The organism is Geomonas oryzisoli, from assembly GCF_018986915.1.
GTDB lineage: Bacteria > Desulfobacterota > Desulfuromonadia > Geobacterales > Geobacteraceae > Geomonas > Geomonas oryzisoli.
This window is the reverse complement of the sequence record NZ_CP076723.1, coordinates 624,518-640,330: the sequence shown is the minus strand read 5'-3', so window position 1 is coordinate 640,330 and position 15,813 is coordinate 624,518. Positions and strand designations below refer to the sequence as shown.

Annotated in this window: 14 protein-coding genes; 9 read left to right on the top strand and 5 right to left on the bottom strand. The window is 62.4% G+C overall.

Annotated elements, in window-relative coordinates; all coding sequences use genetic code 11:
* Positions 1 to 19: 19 nt before the first annotated feature.
* Both KP004_RS02800 and KP004_RS02795 read right to left on the bottom strand, forming a co-directional pair.
* The gene (locus KP004_RS02800; protein ID WP_216800860.1) at positions 20 to 802 is read right to left on the bottom strand and encodes a hypothetical protein; all 783 of its coding nucleotides are present in this window, start codon (positions 800 to 802) and stop codon (positions 20 to 22) included.
* Positions 803 to 815: 13 nt separating this feature from the next.
* The gene (locus tag KP004_RS02795; protein ID WP_216800859.1) at positions 816 to 3,659 is read right to left on the bottom strand and encodes an Rne/Rng family ribonuclease; all 2,844 of its coding nucleotides are present in this window, start codon (positions 3,657 to 3,659) and stop codon (positions 816 to 818) included.
* A 538-nt stretch (positions 3,660 to 4,197) separates the two neighbouring features.
* On the opposite strand from KP004_RS02795, the gene KP004_RS02790 reads away from it, so the two are divergent.
* The 5 genes from KP004_RS02790 (at position 4,198) to KP004_RS02770 (ending at position 9,221) form a co-directional block, all read left to right on the top strand.
* On the top strand, positions 4,198 to 4,686 hold the full coding sequence (locus KP004_RS02790) for a hypothetical protein (RefSeq protein ID WP_216800858.1): 489 nt from the start codon (positions 4,198 to 4,200) through the stop codon (positions 4,684 to 4,686).
* Between the two features lie 26 nt (positions 4,687 to 4,712).
* Positions 4,713 to 5,177: a DUF2721 domain-containing protein gene (locus tag KP004_RS02785; RefSeq protein WP_216800857.1), complete on the top strand. Its 465-nt coding sequence runs from the start codon at positions 4,713 to 4,715 to the stop codon at positions 5,175 to 5,177.
* 20 nt (positions 5,178 to 5,197) lie between these two features.
* A complete protein-coding gene (locus KP004_RS02780; protein ID WP_216800856.1) occupies positions 5,198 to 6,010 on the top strand; it encodes an amidohydrolase family protein in 813 nt (270 codons plus the stop codon).
* Positions 6,011 to 6,146: 136 nt separating this feature from the next.
* Positions 6,147 to 7,601: a hypothetical protein gene (locus KP004_RS02775; protein ID WP_216800855.1), complete on the top strand. Its 1,455-nt coding sequence runs from the start codon at positions 6,147 to 6,149 to the stop codon at positions 7,599 to 7,601.
* An 84-nt stretch (positions 7,602 to 7,685) separates the two neighbouring features.
* Entirely contained in the window at positions 7,686 to 9,221 is a 1,536-nt protein-coding gene (locus tag KP004_RS02770) for a LysM peptidoglycan-binding domain-containing protein (protein WP_216800854.1), read from the top strand.
* A gap of 47 nt (positions 9,222 to 9,268) precedes the next feature.
* On the opposite strand, the gene KP004_RS02765 is transcribed toward KP004_RS02770, so the two are convergent.
* The 3 genes from KP004_RS02765 to KP004_RS02755 form a co-directional block, all read right to left on the bottom strand.
* Complete coding sequence (locus KP004_RS02765) at positions 9,269 to 9,751, bottom strand: rubrerythrin (protein ID WP_216800853.1); 483 nt, start codon at positions 9,749 to 9,751, stop codon at positions 9,269 to 9,271.
* A 187-nt stretch (positions 9,752 to 9,938) separates the two neighbouring features.
* Positions 9,939 to 10,508, bottom strand: coding sequence for a LysM peptidoglycan-binding domain-containing protein (locus KP004_RS02760; RefSeq protein WP_216800852.1), 570 nt, complete (start codon positions 10,506 to 10,508; stop codon positions 9,939 to 9,941).
* A gap of 1 nt (position 10,509) precedes the next feature.
* Entirely contained in the window at positions 10,510 to 12,879 is a 2,370-nt protein-coding gene (locus KP004_RS02755; RefSeq protein WP_437178140.1) for a histone H1-like repetitive region-containing protein, read from the bottom strand.
* 266 nt (positions 12,880 to 13,145) lie between these two features.
* Between KP004_RS02755 and KP004_RS02750 the strand changes: the two genes are divergently transcribed.
* From KP004_RS02750 to KP004_RS02735, 4 genes are all read left to right on the top strand, one after another.
* Positions 13,146 to 14,087: a DMT family transporter gene (locus KP004_RS02750; RefSeq protein WP_216800850.1), complete on the top strand. Its 942-nt coding sequence runs from the start codon at positions 13,146 to 13,148 to the stop codon at positions 14,085 to 14,087.
* Between the two features lie 52 nt (positions 14,088 to 14,139).
* Positions 14,140 to 14,640, top strand: coding sequence for a MaoC family dehydratase (locus KP004_RS02745; protein ID WP_216800849.1), 501 nt, complete (start codon positions 14,140 to 14,142; stop codon positions 14,638 to 14,640).
* Positions 14,641 to 14,707: 67 nt separating this feature from the next.
* Entirely contained in the window at positions 14,708 to 15,283 is a 576-nt protein-coding gene (locus KP004_RS02740) for an HDIG domain-containing metalloprotein (RefSeq protein WP_216800848.1), read from the top strand.
* A 161-nt stretch (positions 15,284 to 15,444) separates the two neighbouring features.
* Positions 15,445 to 15,777: a YajD family HNH nuclease gene (locus tag KP004_RS02735; protein ID WP_216800847.1), complete on the top strand. Its 333-nt coding sequence runs from the start codon at positions 15,445 to 15,447 to the stop codon at positions 15,775 to 15,777.
* The last annotated feature ends 36 nt before the right edge of the window (positions 15,778 to 15,813 follow it).

Genomic DNA, 15,813 nt, shown 5'->3' with positions numbered 1-15,813 from the left:
GGATAAACCGTAGCGAAAATCAGAAAGTCCAGCCGAGCCTGAGCCCGAAGATGTCGGACGAGGAATCGGGCTGCAGGTACGCGGTCCCCTGCACCGTCTTGGTATCGGACTGGCGGAAACGGAACCCCTCGTAGAGCAGGGCCAAAGAAAGGGAGCGATAGCTGACGCCGGCCTCGGCGAACCCGCTCACCCTTCCCTTCGGGTGGAAAGTGGTGTCGCCGCTGCCGGCGAAGTCCACGGTATTGCCGACGTAGAACGGGTACTTCGCGCCGCCTGCGGCAGTGAGCCGGGCCCCTCCCGCGGAGGTGGCGGCGCGGGCACCCAGACGGCAGTAGCCCACGGACCAGGCCTCGGTGTAGCCGTAGACCCGGGTGCCGTCCGGGGTAGTGGTGTCCTGCAGGTCCCGGAGCCAGTAGCGATACCCGATGCCGCCGAAGGGTTCGACGACGACGGGCGCCGGGCTCACGCGGTAGCCGAGATCGAGTTCGGCGTTGGTGCCGAGGTAGGTGACCCGGGTATGAACCGGAACGGAGTCCGGCGCCTGCGTCTCGCCGCGATAACCGACCTCGGAACCGAAAAGTTCCCCCTTACCCCTCAGGGTGAAGGAGGAATCGATGACGGCACCGGCCCGGGCGCCCGCGGAGAAGAGGGCGCCCTCTTCCTTGAGAAGCCTCCTGCCGTTGATGTGCTCCTGCCAGGTGAAATACTGCGTGGAAAAATACGGCGTCAGCTCTTCCAGCGTTCCCGCCGTAGCAGGCAGGGCACAGCTAAGGACGATGACGGCGGCCAGAAGTGTCCTCATTGCGTCCTCTTGATCAGGCAGGGCTTTCTTCCTTCTTCTTGCGCGGCGCCCGCGGTTTCTTGGGCTTTTCCTCAGCGGCGGCAGGCTCAGCCGTCTTCTTCGCGCGCTTGGCGGGAGCCTTCTCCTTGGCCGGAGCCGCTTCCGCCGGCTTGGTCTCGGCAGCGGGGGCACCGGCACCGGACTCCTTGGGCGCCTTGGCGGCCTTCCCCTGCTTCGGCTCTTTGGCCTGCTTCGGCTCTTTGGTCGCCTTGGCTTTTTTAGGCTCCGCAGACTCCTTGGCCGCTTTGGGCTCGCTCGCCTGTTTCGGTGCCGGCGCTTCCTTGGGCTCGGCAGCTTCCCGGGCTTGCTTGGGCCTTCCGGCACCCTTGGCAGCCTTGGGCTTCGCAGCCGGTGCTTCGGCTGCTGCCGCGGCAGGAGCCGCTGTCGGCGCCTCGGTTGCTGCGCCCTTGGCTCTGCTCCCCTTTTTCGCCTGCGCCGGCTTTTCCTGCGATGCGGCAGCCTCGGCAGCAGGCGTCGCCGCAGGCGCGGCGGACTCGGCAGCGACCTTCGCCTTGCGAGGGGCGCGGGTTTTCTTCTCAGGCTTGGCGGCTGCGGCCGGCGCGGGTTCGTTCGCCTGCGGGGTCGCCAGGGCAGGTGCCTCTGCCGGTGCGCTCATGACCGCCACGCCGGCGACCACGGCCTCGAGAGCGCCCTCAGCTGCCGCCCCCTTGCCCCGGCCCCTTCTCTTGCGCGCCGGCTTCTTCTCGCTCACCTCTCCGGCAGGAGCAGCGGCCTCGGCGACGGGCACGGCCTCCACCGGAGCGGCGGCTGCCGAAGCCTCGCTGACGCCCGGCTGGTTTTCGCCCGGCTTCTGTTCGCCGCCCGGGAGAGCTTCGTGGCCACCCTTGCCGCGCCGTCTCTTGCGACGGCGTTTCTTCTTCACCTCTTCACCCGCTTCATGGTGCGCCTGCTCGGCGCCTTGCGCCGCGGCCGGCTCCACCACCGCCCCCGGCTCGGGAATCTCTGCGGGGGCTCCTTCGGGAGCCTCGACCATCGCCTCGCCGGAGGTGGCCGCATGCTCGGCGCCCCCCTCGGCAGCCCCACCCTTGCCGCGCTTGCGCTTTCTGCGACGCTTCTTCTTGTGTTCTTCCGGCTCGGCCTCCAGCGTCAGCACGTGCTCCGCGCCGGTAGGCTCCTCGATGAGCGCAACGGGCACCGCCTCGGCGTGCAGCGCGGCCTCGGCGTGCAGCGCAGCCTCCGGTTCCTGGGCCTTCTTCCCTTTCTTCTTTTTCTTGCGACCGTCGGCGGGCTCGGCTGCGGGGTGCTCCTCCTTGACCGGGGCCTTCCCCTGGAGCGTTTTTTCCTGCGGCAGCTCCTCCTGCGGCAGCTTCTCCCGCTTGATCAGCTCGAGCTCCATCTGGTTCAGCAGGTAAGAGGGTTTCCCCTTCACCGTCACCTCGATGTCGTAGTCGTTCTCGATCTGGGAGAGTTCGTGACGCTTGCGGTTCAGCAGGTAGTAGGCGACTTCCAGCGGCAGGCTCCCCACCACCTCGCCGATGGTCCCCTTGGCGGCGGCCGCGTGCACCTTCCTCAGGAAGGAGAGCGCCATCGCCTCGACCGATTTCACCTTTCCCCTGCCGTCGCAGTGGGGACACTCGAGGGTGCTGGCCTGGTTCAGGGTCTGGCGGATGCGCTGGCGGGACATCTCCAGGAGTCCGAACTCGGAGATGCGCGCCACGTTCACCCTGGCCTTGTCCGCCTTGAGCGCGTTCTTCAGGGTCTTCTCCACCTCCGCGTTGTGCTTGCGGTCACGCATGTCGATGAAGTCGATGACGATGAGCCCCCCCAGGTCGCGCAGCCGCAACTGGCGTGCCGCCTCCTCGGCGGCCTCAAGGTTGGTCTTGAACGCGGTGTCCTCGACCCCCTTCTCGCCGGTGGACTTGCCGGAGTTGACGTCGATGGAGACCAGCGCCTCGGTCGGCTCGATGAAGATGGAGCCCCCCGACTTGAGCGGCACCTTCTTCTCGTAGATCAGGTCGATCTGCTCCTCCAACTGGTAACGGGAGAAGATGGGACGCTTCTCCTGGTGCATCTTGACCAGCTTCTCGAAGGCGGGGTCGATCTCCTTCAATGCGTCGCGCACGTCCTTGAACACGTCCTTGCTGTCGACCAGGACCTCGTCGATGTCGGCGGAGAAGTAGTCGCGGATGGTCCGGATGATCAGCGCGGACTCCTGGTAGGCCATGCCGGCCCCCTTCATCCCGGTCCCTCTCTCCCTGATCCCCTCGTACAGGGCGATCAGGTTGTCCAGGTCCTTTTGCAACTCGTCACGGGTGCGCCCCATGGCCTCTGTGCGGATGATGTAGCCGTACCCTTGCGGGATGGTCATCTCGGCGATGATTTCCTTGAGTTTCTTGCGCTCCCCCTCGGCCTCGACCTTGCGGGAGATGCCGGCGGAGTCGCTGCCCGGCATCAGCACCATGTAGCGCCCCGGCAGCGAGATGTAGGTGGTGAGAGCCGAGCCCTTGTTGTCGCGCTCCCCCTTCTCCACCTGGACAATCAACTCCTGCCCCCTTCTCAGCACCTCCTGGATGCGCGGACGGCGGTGGCGCTGCTCCTCGGGGATGTCGTCACGCCATTTCCAGTTCTCCGGGTGCAGCTCGCCCATCTGCAAAAAGCCCAGCTTTTTCAGGCCGATGTCCACGAAGGCGGCCTGCAGTCCCGGCTCGACGCGGACCACCACCCCCTTGTAGATATTGCCGCGCGTCTGTTCGTTGCCGGCGATCTCGACATCCAGGTCCACCAGGCGTCCGTCCTCGACGATCGCCACTCGCGCCTCTTCAGCGTGCAGCGCATTGATAAGCATCTTCTTTGACATAAATTCTTTGTTCCCTTTCCTTTAGAGGCCGCGGGAGCCGGTCGCGTGAGGACCACGGCACCGTCGCGCCCAGTTGTTTGTCACGCCGGCTGGGCCGGTCGTTTCTTCTCTATATGCATCCCCGATTAAGCGAGCGGGGCTGGCAAGATTAATGAAAACCGAGTGATTATAGCAGAGTTTTTTTCTCCCGCACCATAAAAAAGCATAGTGACCACGCGGTATTGTCCGACGCCGGCGTTCCTCCCGCCCCGTCTCCACCGTCACGCAACGCTGCACATGAGGATGCACCTGCGGCAATACACATGAAATATCGCGCAGGTACACGCGGTTACCCCGGCGCGGTCACTGGCGCCTGCCACCGGCCGCGGAACGTTGGGCCGACGTATATAATCGCACCAGATACGACAAATCCCCTCTGTCTCTCTTTGTGAACGGGGAGGGCGTGGGGCAAAATTACCTGTTTATGGCGGTCAAGAATTATGCTATTTGATTCCATCACCCGACCGCTACCGGCCGGAGCACACCTGAAGGTGCCGCCATGCAGGAAACCAGAATCGACCTCACAGCACTGAACCCCATTTACCTGGAAATGGGAGCGGCGGTCCAGGACTGTCAGCGCATCGAGCTTTACATCTCCTTCATCGTGACGCTCCTGATCGACCTGAGCGACGGCGACCTGTCCGAGCAGGAATTCCGGGGCACCATGGAGTCGCTGGGCGCCCAGACCATGGGACGCCTCATGGAGGAGATCAAGCAGAAGGTCGGCTTCACCGACGACTCGGTGCGCGCGCTCAGAAAGGCGCTCAAGGCGAGGAACTTCCTGATCCACCGCTTCTACAACGAGCGGTCCGACCTGCTGCTGACCCACGAAGGACGCGAAAAGGCACTCGGGGAGATCAGGGTCAACCGGGCGGCGCTCCATACCGCCAATACCATGCTCGATCCCGTCATGAAGGACCTGATCAGGTTGAAGGGGATCGACATGGACCAGTTCAGGACGGAACTGGAACAACGCTTCGAGACCTGAGAAGGATCCACAAGGAGAACAGATAGATGCTGCGCGATACCCAGACAGTCGGCACCATGGCCCACGTCATCCAGCTCTCGGTGGCCCCCGTCTTCCTGCTCACCGCGATCGGCACCATGCTGAGCGTGATGACCAACCGGCTGGCACGCGTCATCGACCGCGCCCGTTTCCACGAGGCGAAACTGGAAAACGCCGTTCCCGAAGCGGTCCCCCGGCTGCACACAGCCCTCGCCGTACTCAAGCGTCGCGCCGACCTGATCGGACACGCGATCTTTTTGTGCACCGCCACCGCCGTCCTGGTCTGCACCGTCATCGCCATGCTCTTCATAGGCGATTACCTGCGCTATGACATCTCGCTGCCGGTCGCGTTGCTCTTCATCCTCGGCATGATCCTCATGGTGTCCGGACTGATCTGCTTCCTGCGGGAAATCTTCATCGCCAAGGCGAGCCTCCAGATAGGCCCCAACCAGGACGACACCCGGCGCCACTGAGGGCGCCAAGGAGGTAGCAGATGACACCTGACCTCGCCGCCACCGTCCCCGTCTTCGACAGCCATTTCCACATCATCGACCGCCGTTTCCCGCTCGTGGAAAACCAGGGATTCCTCCCCGACGACTTCACCTGCCGCGACTACCTGCAGCGCACCGCCGGCCTGAACCTCGCCGGAGGCGCCATCGTCTCGGGCTCCTTCCAGGCCTTGGACCAGTCCTACCTCGAGGACGCCCTCGCCACCCTCGGACCCGACTTCGTCGGGGTAACCCAGCTTCCCATCGGGGTGGACGACGACGAGGTGCTGCGCCTGGACGGGCTGGGCGTGCGTGCGGTCCGCTTCAACATCAAGCGCGGCGGCTCGGAAAAGGTGGAGCACCTGGACCGGATGGCGCGCAGGGTCCATGAACTGGCAGGGTGGCACGTTGAGCTGTACGTCGACTCCCGCGAGCTTCCTGAGCTCGCCCCCACCCTGCTCCGGCTACCCGCAGTCAGCATCGACCACCTCGGGCTCTCGGCGAGCGGTCTTCCCTCCCTGCTGGCGCTGGTGGAACGGGGTGTCCGCGTGAAAGCAACCGGCTTCGGCAGGGTCGATTTCGACGTGGCCGGCGCGGTCCGCGACATTTGCCGCGCCAATCCCGACGCACTCATGTTCGGCACCGACCTCCCCTCGACACGCGCGCCCCGCCCCTACCAGGACCAGGACCTGCGTCTTATCCTCGACACCCTCGACCTCGATCTGGCACGCAAGGTACTTTGCGGAAACGCCATTAAGTATTACAGACCCCGATCGAGACAAAACTCCGGAGATTCCAGGACTTTCCCAGGGGATTAACCTAAAATAATTTTGACGTTTACTGTTTTTTATATTAAAAACAAACGACATCCTACACTTCAGGTTCACGCGGTACGGCTACAACCAAATTTCCGGACACGATGTACTCACCTCATTCAGATATGATGGGTATCAAATGGCTGAAATCTTCTTTATAGCCAGTGATGAACGTGCACTCGATCTTATCGAGAGCCTGCGCATCCAGTCTCCGAAAAGCCTAACCTTCGAAACCGACCTGCCCAGTGCCATCAGGAGGTTGCCCAAGGAGCAGCCGCGCTACGTCTTCATCCAGAGCGAACTGGATGGCATTCCCGCAGAGGAGATCGCCTCCCAGACCAGGGCCCTGGTCGCGGACCCGGCCGTGCAGCTGATCCTGCTAGAGGAAGGCGAGTCGCCCGGCGAACCCGCCATCGGCTTCGACTACTCCTTGAGCCTCGCCCTCCCCACCGCGCGCCTGAGCGGCGAGGTGATGCAGCTGCTCAGCAGCGAAGTTATTTCCGGGCTTACTGCCACCCCCCCGTCCGATTTTTCCGACCTCTCCTCCCTAGCCGACCTTCCCGACCTTTTCGTTCTCGACGACACGCCCGAATTCGAGGTACCCGACCTGGACGATGCGGCCTTCGAACCGCACCTCGCCCCGCTGTGGCCGGAGCAGCCCGACAGGGACCCGCAATCCGTGATGGAGACGGAAATGCCGCTCTCTGCAGCCGAAGAGTTGGCAACCTTCCCCGCCGAAGAGATCGGTTTTTTCGTGTCCGAACCGGAGCCGTCATCCCTCCGTCCCTCCCAGCAGGAGCAGAGATCCACAGCGCCGGTTACCCCGACGGCCGATGTGTTCGTACCGGCAGCGCCCGCTGCTCCGGTGGTGGAAGAGTCCGCCCCGGCACCCGAGGCGCCGCCGCCCCGACCGGAGAAAGCCCCGTCATCGGCTAAGAGTCTGTACCCCACCCCCGCCCAGATCTACCGCAAACCGCCCGAGTTGTGCGGGGAAAGCACGGAAGAGGATGACACGGCACCGGCCTTCGACGCCGGCAGCGGCGCGAGCAGGCGCAAACCTGCGGGCGTGGCGGTGCTCGGGGTACTGGTAGTCGCCCTGGGGGTGGTTTTCTGGCCACGTTCCAAGCAGGAACCGGCGCCACCTGCGCCGCGCACGTCACCAGCCCCGGCAGCAGTGGTGCCCGCCCCGGCAGCGGTCGCACCCGCTCCGGCAACCGAACAGGCGGCAGGCAAGCTCCCCGGTTTCGTGCCCAAGGTTCCCGCCGACGCCGGATACGCTGCCTCCCATCCGGGATGGGAGCTGTACCGTGCCGACGGGAAACAGTTCAGGATCTACCGGGAGCAGGGGAAGATCCGTGCTATCCAGGTGGTTGCCGACGGGGAGGCTTCGCTCCATGAAAGCGTGATGGGGAGCTACTTCAAGGAAGCGACCGGGACCGACCTCCCGGGTAAGGGAGCGACGAGGGAGCAGGACGGCTTGGCTATCGAGACCAGGAAGATCAAGGACGGCGCCGAAATCGCGATCTACCGCGAGAAGGCCAATCGGCGCATCCGGGGGCTCGTGCTGCAGCTCCCCGAAAAGGGGCACCAATGAGGCACCACCACAACACTCCATCACCGATTTCAGTTTCAGTCATTGTGTCGCATACCGTGTTAACCATTATCTTCGGGAGTTTGCATGCTGGTTAGTCTCGACAAGAAGCAACTGGGCCTGGCCCTGATCCTGCTGGGCGCTTTTCCGTTAACCTCCTACTCCATCGACAAGAAGTTCGAGATCGAACCTGCGGCGCTGGCCAAGAAGTACCCCATGCCGACTCCGCCCCCGAAAACCAAGGCGGTCCCCAAGACAGCGGGGACGGTGAGCTACAAGGTGAAACCCGGCGACTTCCTGTACCGGGTGCTGGCCAGGGAATACGGTATCACCGGTGACCGGGCCGATGCGGTGGCCCGCAGGGTTCAGTCGGCCAACCATCTCGCCGACGTCCGCAGGTTGCGGGTGGGGACGATACTGCTGATACCAATCGATGCGACCGAGCACGCGGCCCGGCCGAAGTCGCATCGCGCCGTGAAGGTCGCCGCCAAACCGGACAGGATCGCACCGCCCCAGGTGAAGGGCGCCACCATGATGTTCTTCAAAGCCCCCGCGGCGCACCCGGCAGGCCCGCAGGAGCCGGTCGCCCCCCCCGTAACGGTGCAGGACGCGGCGCAGGTCTGGCCGCAGCTGGTACCGAACGCTCCCTCCAGCAAGGCCCAGCTCGATTACCTCTCCAGTGCCTTCTCACTGTCACTCGATCCGCAGCGCTACCCGGTGCTGGCGGCCCAGGACGGCGGCACCATCCTCGTCGACTCGGGCGCGAGCCTCCCGCCGCTGGTAAAGTCGCTGCTCCAGGAGAAGAACCCGCAGTTGACCGTGATTTCCGAGCGCCCCGACAATCCCCGCGCCTTTTACCGCGCCCTGCTGACCGCCGCCCGGTTCTACTCCTTCGAGGAGGACTTCCTGGTCGATTTCGGCACCGACTGCAAGGTGATCGTCCAGGCGGACTTCAAGATAGAGAAGAGCCAGGACAGCCTGCTGCGCCAGGACATCACCCTGCTCAAGGTCCCGGGCAAGCGTCCCGCCACACCGCAGGCGCTGGTCCGTCTCCTGGCCACGCACGGCTTCAAGCTGGTGGAGACCCCCTCGACCGCCCCCATCATCACCGGCAGGCCGGACGACAGCGTGTTGTACCAGATCCCGGAGAAGGACCCGAGGAGCATTGCGGACGCGCTCCTGGAGGCGCTGGGCATCCGGTTCCAGGCCGACAAGAGTATCGACCTCTACGCCGGCGACAACAACGGAGTCCGGCTGGAGATCCCGGTGTATCGCTACTTCGAGAAGAACGGCAGGCGTTACGTGTTGGCACGTTTCCAGGGCAATCCGCTCGGCGAGTCGCTCACCAACCTGCTGGAAGGCAAGGGTTACCAGGTGATCCAGATCCAGGATCACGACGATCTGCAGAGCCTGTCCGACAAGCTGCTGAACCGGATGGATGTCGCCGGGCGCTACGGTGAGCAGGAACTGTGGTCGCTTTGGGAGAATGGGTACGGGGTGCGCATGCCTGGCGTGATGCTCAACGACGCCAAAGGGGGGAGGATCTTCATCACGGATCGCAAGGTCGATCCGCTGGTGCAGGAACTGGCAAAATTAAACGGCTACCGCCAGGAAATCCGGTAGCCGCTGGAAGACGATCTCGATATTTTATGCAAATCCCACCGGCCGGGCTAGTCCCGGCCGTGCTGTTTGTAGGCGTTCTGCAAAAGTTCCATCTGGTCACGGTTCATGATGGCCAGGAACCACTGTTGATACGACTCCGTGAACTGCACCACCTTTTCCATGGTGATGCGATCCAGGGTGCGTTCCAAATCCATGGCTAGCTGCAGAGCCTCCCGGACCTCGGGGGGCTCTGCCTTTGCCAGCTCCAGAGACGCGCGGACCTTGGCGAGGATCTCTTCCGCCTCCGCCAGTTCCAGATGCACCCCCACTATCACATCGTCCAGCGCGAGCTTGCCGACCAGAGTCAGAAGCCTGGCCCGGTTTTCCCGCTCCAGTGCGCTCTTCAGCCAGATATAAAAAATCTCCCGCTCGTCCTTGAAGAGGTTGGCGAAATAGTGGTAGAGCTCGGCGCAGGCGAATTCAGCCTTCTCGCACACACCCAAAACCTGGCCGGCATCTGCCGCAACACGGAACGCCATCGCTTCTTGCATTTGTTCAAACCCTCCCATTCAAAAAACCTCATAAATACATATCATTACACAACAATAGGCTATCTCTCGCGCTAGTCGCAGCTCTACCAGCAGGATCTGTGGCGCAGCGTGGTGCTTCAGCAACAGGTGCCCCCGCGGTGGTTGCGGTTCTGGTGTAGGTCTGGAAGCGGGCGGAAGAGGCGGCTATTTACTCCCCGGACAGGTGCAGGAAACAGTCCGCGCGGTACAGGGAGGCATCCGCGGCGAACCTCGAACGAGGAAACTTGCTTAAAAAGTCGGTCAGGCGAGCCAGTGCTTCCCGGTAATCATGCTCCAGGTACACCCGCTGCGCCCGTTGAAACAGCTCCTGCTCGCCGGGCTTGACCGGCACTCTCTCGAGTGAGGCGGCCTTTTTCGGAGCAGCCGGCCGGCGCACGGGATGGTTCCCCTTGGATTCCGTCTTTGCCGTCTGACCCGGCGGCACCGGGACCAGCAGCTTGTCCCCGGGATGAATCAGGTCAGGGTTCTTGATCCTGTTGAAGACGAGCATCTGGGGGAAGTAGTCGGACACCCCGATATGCTTTCGGGAAAGTTTGGCAAGCGTGTCGCCGCGCTTCACCGTCACCGTCCGGACCAGGACCCCGTCCTTCGGTGACGCCGGCGCCTCTGTGCCCGTGGCCTGCTTGGGCGTGTAGAGCAGCATCTCTTCTGCATGCCCGGCGCTGCCGCAGGCAAGCAGCACGAGGCTGCCGAGGGTGACGATGCGGTGTTTTGCCATCTCAGTACCTGTTCCCGAGAAGGTCCTGGTAAGTCAGCGAATTCTTCATCTGCACGCTGGTGCCGACGGCGATACCAGGCTTGACACGATAGGTTACCTTGATGTTTCGCTTTTCGCCAGCGCCGAGCTCGTCGAAGCGCCAGAGGTACACCCCGTTGTCGACCCTGCTGAAGGAAGGATCCGCAGCGACCAGCTCGAGCTGTGCCGGGAGGACACTCTGCAGGGTGACCTGCTTGGCCAGGTTGGAGCCGCGGTTGACGCAGTTGAGCTCCAGCGAGGAGACCTCACCCGGTTTGAGCTTGCCGCCGCGTGCTGCCAGGCTCAACTCCAGCACAGGACGGGAGTAGGCCATCTGCAGGTTGACGGCGGCGGAGCGATCCGGTGCATTCTCGGACTCGAACCGGACCGAGGCGGAAGCAGCAGCGCCATCGGTCGCAGTTGCCGGGGTCTCTATTTCGAAGATGACGTACGCCTCTTCCCTGGGCGAGAGCGATCCGACGTGGTTGATGATCGGTTCGCTGCTCTGCCGTTTGCCGTCCCGGTTCACGTCTTCGTAGAACTTGTACGCTGCATCGGCTGGCACGGTGGCCTTGATGGAGAAGACTTCCCTGACGTTGCCGGTGTTGGTCACGATAAGCGGGACGGAGACGGTCTGCCCCGGGATCACGACCACTTTCCCGGCGGTGGTCCTGGCGGTCACCCCGCTCACCCTCTGGACGACCGAGGTGGCCGACACGAAGGATTCCTTCTTGTCCAGATCGCCGTTGAGGATATCTGCCCTAACGAACAGCTCCTGGTCTGCCAGCGCCTCATCTTTGAGGCGGAAGGTGACGTTGATGTCCTGGCTCTCGCCCGACTTGAGCCTCATACCGCTCATGACCAGGGCGCCCGCCTCCTGCTTGGCTGCGGAAGGCAACCCGACCGGTTCGTACTGCGGCGGATAGTTGAGCCGGAACGTGACAGCGCGGGCCGGTGCGCTGCCTATGTTGAGCAGGGAGATACGGTAGGAGACCTTTTCGCCGGGCAACAGCTTGGTCTTCTCCGTCTTCACCACGCCCCTGAGCAGCGGCGCCGAGGTTACCAGGGCGATTTCCCTGGTCTGCGAAGCCTCTTTGGCAAAGGAGGAGGTGACCTTGACGGGGTAGCTGTTCTTCTGTCCGTCGATGTTGCCGCGCGGCATGGTGCCGACTCCGACCACCCTGAACTTCTCGCCCACAGCGAGAGTCGGGGTTTTGGTAATGGCAACACCCGGGTTGGCTGCCGCGGCGAAATGGAAGCCATACTCCGGCGGGAATCCGGATTCGAGGGAGAAGCTGTCGCTGCCGTTCCCCGTGTTGGCGATAACCATCGGGATCGCAAATGCTTTACCAGCCTCCAACGACTCGGCGGCTGCACCGAGGTCCACATCGACGTCGGCAAACTGGGCCACTTCGATTTCAAAGACCTGCGTCACTTCGCCCGGGGCTGCAGTCGTGCCCACGCTCTTGATGGCAGGATACTGGATTCCCATCTGCAGCAGTTTTGCCGATGCGTTGGACGCGGCCGCGGTGCCGGGATAACGATCGATGACACCCTTGTAAGCAGCAATTGCCTTCTTACGAAGGGCGGGCGATTTACCCTTTTCAGCAACCGGCTTTTTGGCCTTGGCGGTCTTCTTTGCCTCGGCCTTCAGAGCGGCAGTTTTCTCAGCGGCAGCCTTCTCAGCGGCAGCCTTCTCAGCGGCAGCTTTCTCAGCGGCAGCTTTCTCAGCAGCAGCCTTGTCGGCGGCAATCTTGTCGGCGGCAACCTTCTCAGCAGCGGCCTTCTCAGCAGCGGCCTTCTCAGCAGCGGTCTTCTCAGCGGCGGCCTTTTCAGCGGCAGCCTTCTCAGCGGCAGCCTTCTCAGCGGCAGCCTTCTCAGCGGCAGCCTTCTCAGCGGCAGCCTTGTCTATGACAGGCTGTGCAGCGGTCTTCGGCGCAGCGGTGATCGGCTGCCCCTTCTGATATTTGTCGGCGAGCTGGAGCAGCTCATCCTCGACGGTCGCTTTCAGCGGGCTCTCGGGATAGTCGTGGAGGAACTGAGCCATGTACTTGCCGGCTTCTGCGTTGTTGCCCACCTTGTAGTGCGCCCTGGCCAGCCAGAAGATCGCCATGTCCTTGAGCGGCGTATCCGGGTACTTCTTGAGCAGCCCCGACATGTTGTCGATCGCGGCTTTATAGTCTCTTTTCTGATAGGCATTGAATCCGGTGATAAAGATCTGCGAATCGTCAGAATCAAGAGAAAAGGCGGGCGCGGGCAGAAGAAGCGCTATGAGGAGCAGGACTACTGGAATTTTCGAGAATGAGGCACGGAAAATCTTATAAAGATGCACGTGATGAACCTTTCCGGGCATAAGGTATAAAGCGTTGAACGTGTCGGAAAGTATCATCATAGACAACTATTGTCAACGCAGAATGCCCCCTGCCCGAATCCGTGTCAAACCTGTGTTTGCAGTACTTTGGAGACGTTTACGGGAGGGGAACGAAGAGTGGATGGCAAGACAGTGAGCGAGCGCCGACGTACTTTGAGTTGAAGCGTTTTCGCTTTACCTGCAATGCGATTTCGGCTACAGAGATCTAGCCGCGCCAAAGCAGGCATATTCCATCAAGCCCGGGTACTATGACACGTCTTATCGTTATCGGCATCTGTTCAGCCCTCTTCTTCAGCAGCACCTTCGTCCTGAACCGCGCCATGAGCCTGCAGGGCGGGCACTGGATCTGGACTGCCAGCCTGCGCTACTTCTACATGTTCTTCATGCTGAGCCTTTGGCTGGTACTCGCCGGAAAGTCGCGCCTGCTCAAGGGCGTCTTCTGTGCCTTTCGCAACAACTGGTGCTTCTGGACCCTGGCCGGCAGCATCGGGTTCGGCGTGTTCTATTCCCTTCTTACCTTCAGTTCGTCCTTCGCACCCGGTTGGGTTGTGGCGACTACCTGGCAATCGACCATCCTGGCGACACCGCTGGTCCTGCTGCTGTTCGGCAAGCGCGTCCCGATGCGGGGGATCGTCTTCACCGCACTCATTTTCATCGGCATCGTGCTGGTGACCGGCGAGCAGGCGTCAGCGGCATCGATCAGGGCGACCCTCCTGGGCGTCGTCCCCGTACTGGTGGCCGCTTTTGCCTATCCCTTGGGGAACCAGCTCATCTGGGAGGCGCGCCACGGCAAGATCGCCCGCCTCCCCGAAAGCAGCGCAGCCGTTCTCGACGACAGCGTGGCCCGGGTACTGATCATGGTGCTCGGCTCGATCCCGTTCTGGATCGTGCTGACGCTCTGCGTGCAGCCGCCGCTCCCTTCGGGAGGGCAATTGATCAACACCGCGGTGGTCGCCGTCTTCTCGGGCGTCATAGCCACCACTTTGTTCTACAAGGCGCGCCATCTGGCGAAGACCCCTTTCGAGCTCTCCGCCGTCGACGCCACCCAGTCCACCGAGGTGATCTTTTCATTGCTGGGGGAGATCCTGTTCCTGGGCGGGGCCTGGCCTGGCGGAGCCGGGATGGTCGGCGTCGCGCTGTCGCTGGTCGGGCTGATCCTCTACGTCAGGTCACAGACGGTAGCTGAGTGAGACATAAATAGCGGCGAACGCCGCTCCTACTACCAAGAAACCGGAGGTCGAAATGGCAATCAAGGAAGGTTGGCGCGGCAGGTTCTTCGAGGATTTTGAAGTAGGCGACGTGTACCCACACCCGCTGGGGCGGACCATCACCAAGACCGACAACATCTGGTTCACGCTGCTGACCCAGAACACGGCCCCGATCCACTTCGACCAGCACTACTCGGCGCAAACCGAATTCGGCAAGCCGCTGGTCGACTCCACCCTCACCTTGGCCATCGTCACCGGCCAGAGCGTCACCGACATTTCCCAGAACGTCTTCGCCAACCTCGGCTGGGACGAGGTCACCCTTCCCAACCCGCTCTTCGAGGGGGACACCCTGTATTCCCAGTCCGAAGTGCTGGCCAAGCGGGAATCGAAGTCGCGGCCGAACCTGGGCATCGTCACGGTGAAGACCACCGGCTTCACCCAGAACGGCGACATCGTGATCAACTTCAAGCGGACGCTGATGGTGTACAAGAAGGGGCACGAGCCCAAAATCGCCCGGCTGGAGCCTAAGGCTTAGCTAATTGACATCGTTTGCCGTTTTGACTACGATCCAACGCTGTACAAATCACGTGGGAGGCACGTTTATGAGTAGCAAACCGACCAGGGAAGCAACCTGGAAACTGATCGAGGAATACCTGCCCAGCGACCAGATGAGAAGACACTCCCTCGCGGTGGAAGCGGTGATGCGCCACATGGCGAAGAAGTATGGCGAAGATGAAGACATGTGGGGCGTGATCGGCCTGGCGCATGACATCGACTACGAGCGCCATCCGGAAGAGCACTGTCACAAGGCGCCGGAGATCCTTAAGAATGCGGGGTGGCCTGAGGATTACATCCGCGCGGTGGTTTCCCACGGCTGGGGGATCTGCAGCGACGTCGAGCCGCTCAGCAACCTGGAGAAGACCCTCTTCACCATCGACGAGTTGACCGGCCTCGTTGCCGCGTCCGCGCTGGTGCGTCCCTCCAAGAGCATCCTGGATCTACCTGTGAAGAGCGTCACGAAAAAGTGGAAGGACAAGGCGTTCGCCGCCGGCGCCGACCGTTCCATCATCGAAAAGGGCGCCGCCATGATGGGAGTGGAGTTGAACGACTTGATCGCGGACACCATCGAGGGGATGAAGACCGAGGCCGAAGCTATAGGGCTCAAGGGGAACCTCTAGACGCAACAGGAGACTGCACCTCATCTCATGCGTCCCCTCCCCCGGAGGGGGAGGGACAGGGAGGGGGGCTTTGCCTTCTGCCCGCTCCCTGCCCCCCTCCCAACCTCCCCCCTCCGGGGGGAGGAGATGGACAACGACGCAGATATACAGGAGGATCACCCATGTCAGCTTTCCGCCCACGCGGGCCGCGGAACGTCCCGCCGAAAAGCGCCGAAGAGATCGACGAACTGGTGCGCAAGATGCGCGGCGAGCAGCAGCGCCCCGAGAACTACCGGGAGAAGTCTCTCAAGATGCATGGCTGGATCTGCGCCAAGTGCGGACGGGAGTTCGAACTCGCCAACCTGCATCTTTTGACCGTGCACCACAAGGATGGCAACCACAACTACAACCCGCCCGACGGCAGCAACTGGGAAAACCTCTGTGTCTACTGCCACGATGACGAGCACAGCCGCACCATCCTCGCGGACTATCTCGAAGGCAAAGACAAAAAATAAGACAGAACCTTTTGCCACGGAGAAAATCTGAGGACA

Bases quoted from the DNA above. Each gene is read 5' to 3' on its own strand.
- KP004_RS02800 (WP_216800860.1), bottom strand. From the start codon at position 802: ATGAGGACACTTCTGGCCGCCGTCATCGTCCTTAGCTGTGCCCTGCCT.
- KP004_RS02795 (WP_216800859.1), bottom strand. From the start codon at position 3,659: ATGTCAAAGAAGATGCTTATCAATGCGCTGCACGCTGAAGAGGCGCGA.
- KP004_RS02790 (WP_216800858.1), top strand. From the start codon at position 4,198: ATGCAGGAAACCAGAATCGACCTCACAGCACTGAACCCCATTTACCTG.
- KP004_RS02785 (WP_216800857.1), top strand. From the start codon at position 4,713: ATGCTGCGCGATACCCAGACAGTCGGCACCATGGCCCACGTCATCCAG.
- KP004_RS02780 (WP_216800856.1), top strand. From the start codon at position 5,198: ATGACACCTGACCTCGCCGCCACCGTCCCCGTCTTCGACAGCCATTTC.
- KP004_RS02775 (WP_216800855.1), top strand. From the start codon at position 6,147: ATGGCTGAAATCTTCTTTATAGCCAGTGATGAACGTGCACTCGATCTT.
- KP004_RS02770 (WP_216800854.1), top strand. From the start codon at position 7,686: ATGCTGGTTAGTCTCGACAAGAAGCAACTGGGCCTGGCCCTGATCCTG.
- KP004_RS02765 (WP_216800853.1), bottom strand. From the start codon at position 9,751: ATGCAAGAAGCGATGGCGTTCCGTGTTGCGGCAGATGCCGGCCAGGTT.
- KP004_RS02760 (WP_216800852.1), bottom strand. From the start codon at position 10,508: ATGGCAAAACACCGCATCGTCACCCTCGGCAGCCTCGTGCTGCTTGCC.
- KP004_RS02755 (WP_437178140.1), bottom strand. From the start codon at position 12,879: ATGCCCGGAAAGGTTCATCACGTGCATCTTTATAAGATTTTCCGTGCC.
- KP004_RS02750 (WP_216800850.1), top strand. From the start codon at position 13,146: ATGACACGTCTTATCGTTATCGGCATCTGTTCAGCCCTCTTCTTCAGC.
- KP004_RS02745 (WP_216800849.1), top strand. From the start codon at position 14,140: ATGGCAATCAAGGAAGGTTGGCGCGGCAGGTTCTTCGAGGATTTTGAA.
- KP004_RS02740 (WP_216800848.1), top strand. From the start codon at position 14,708: ATGAGTAGCAAACCGACCAGGGAAGCAACCTGGAAACTGATCGAGGAA.
- KP004_RS02735 (WP_216800847.1), top strand. From the start codon at position 15,445: ATGTCAGCTTTCCGCCCACGCGGGCCGCGGAACGTCCCGCCGAAAAGC.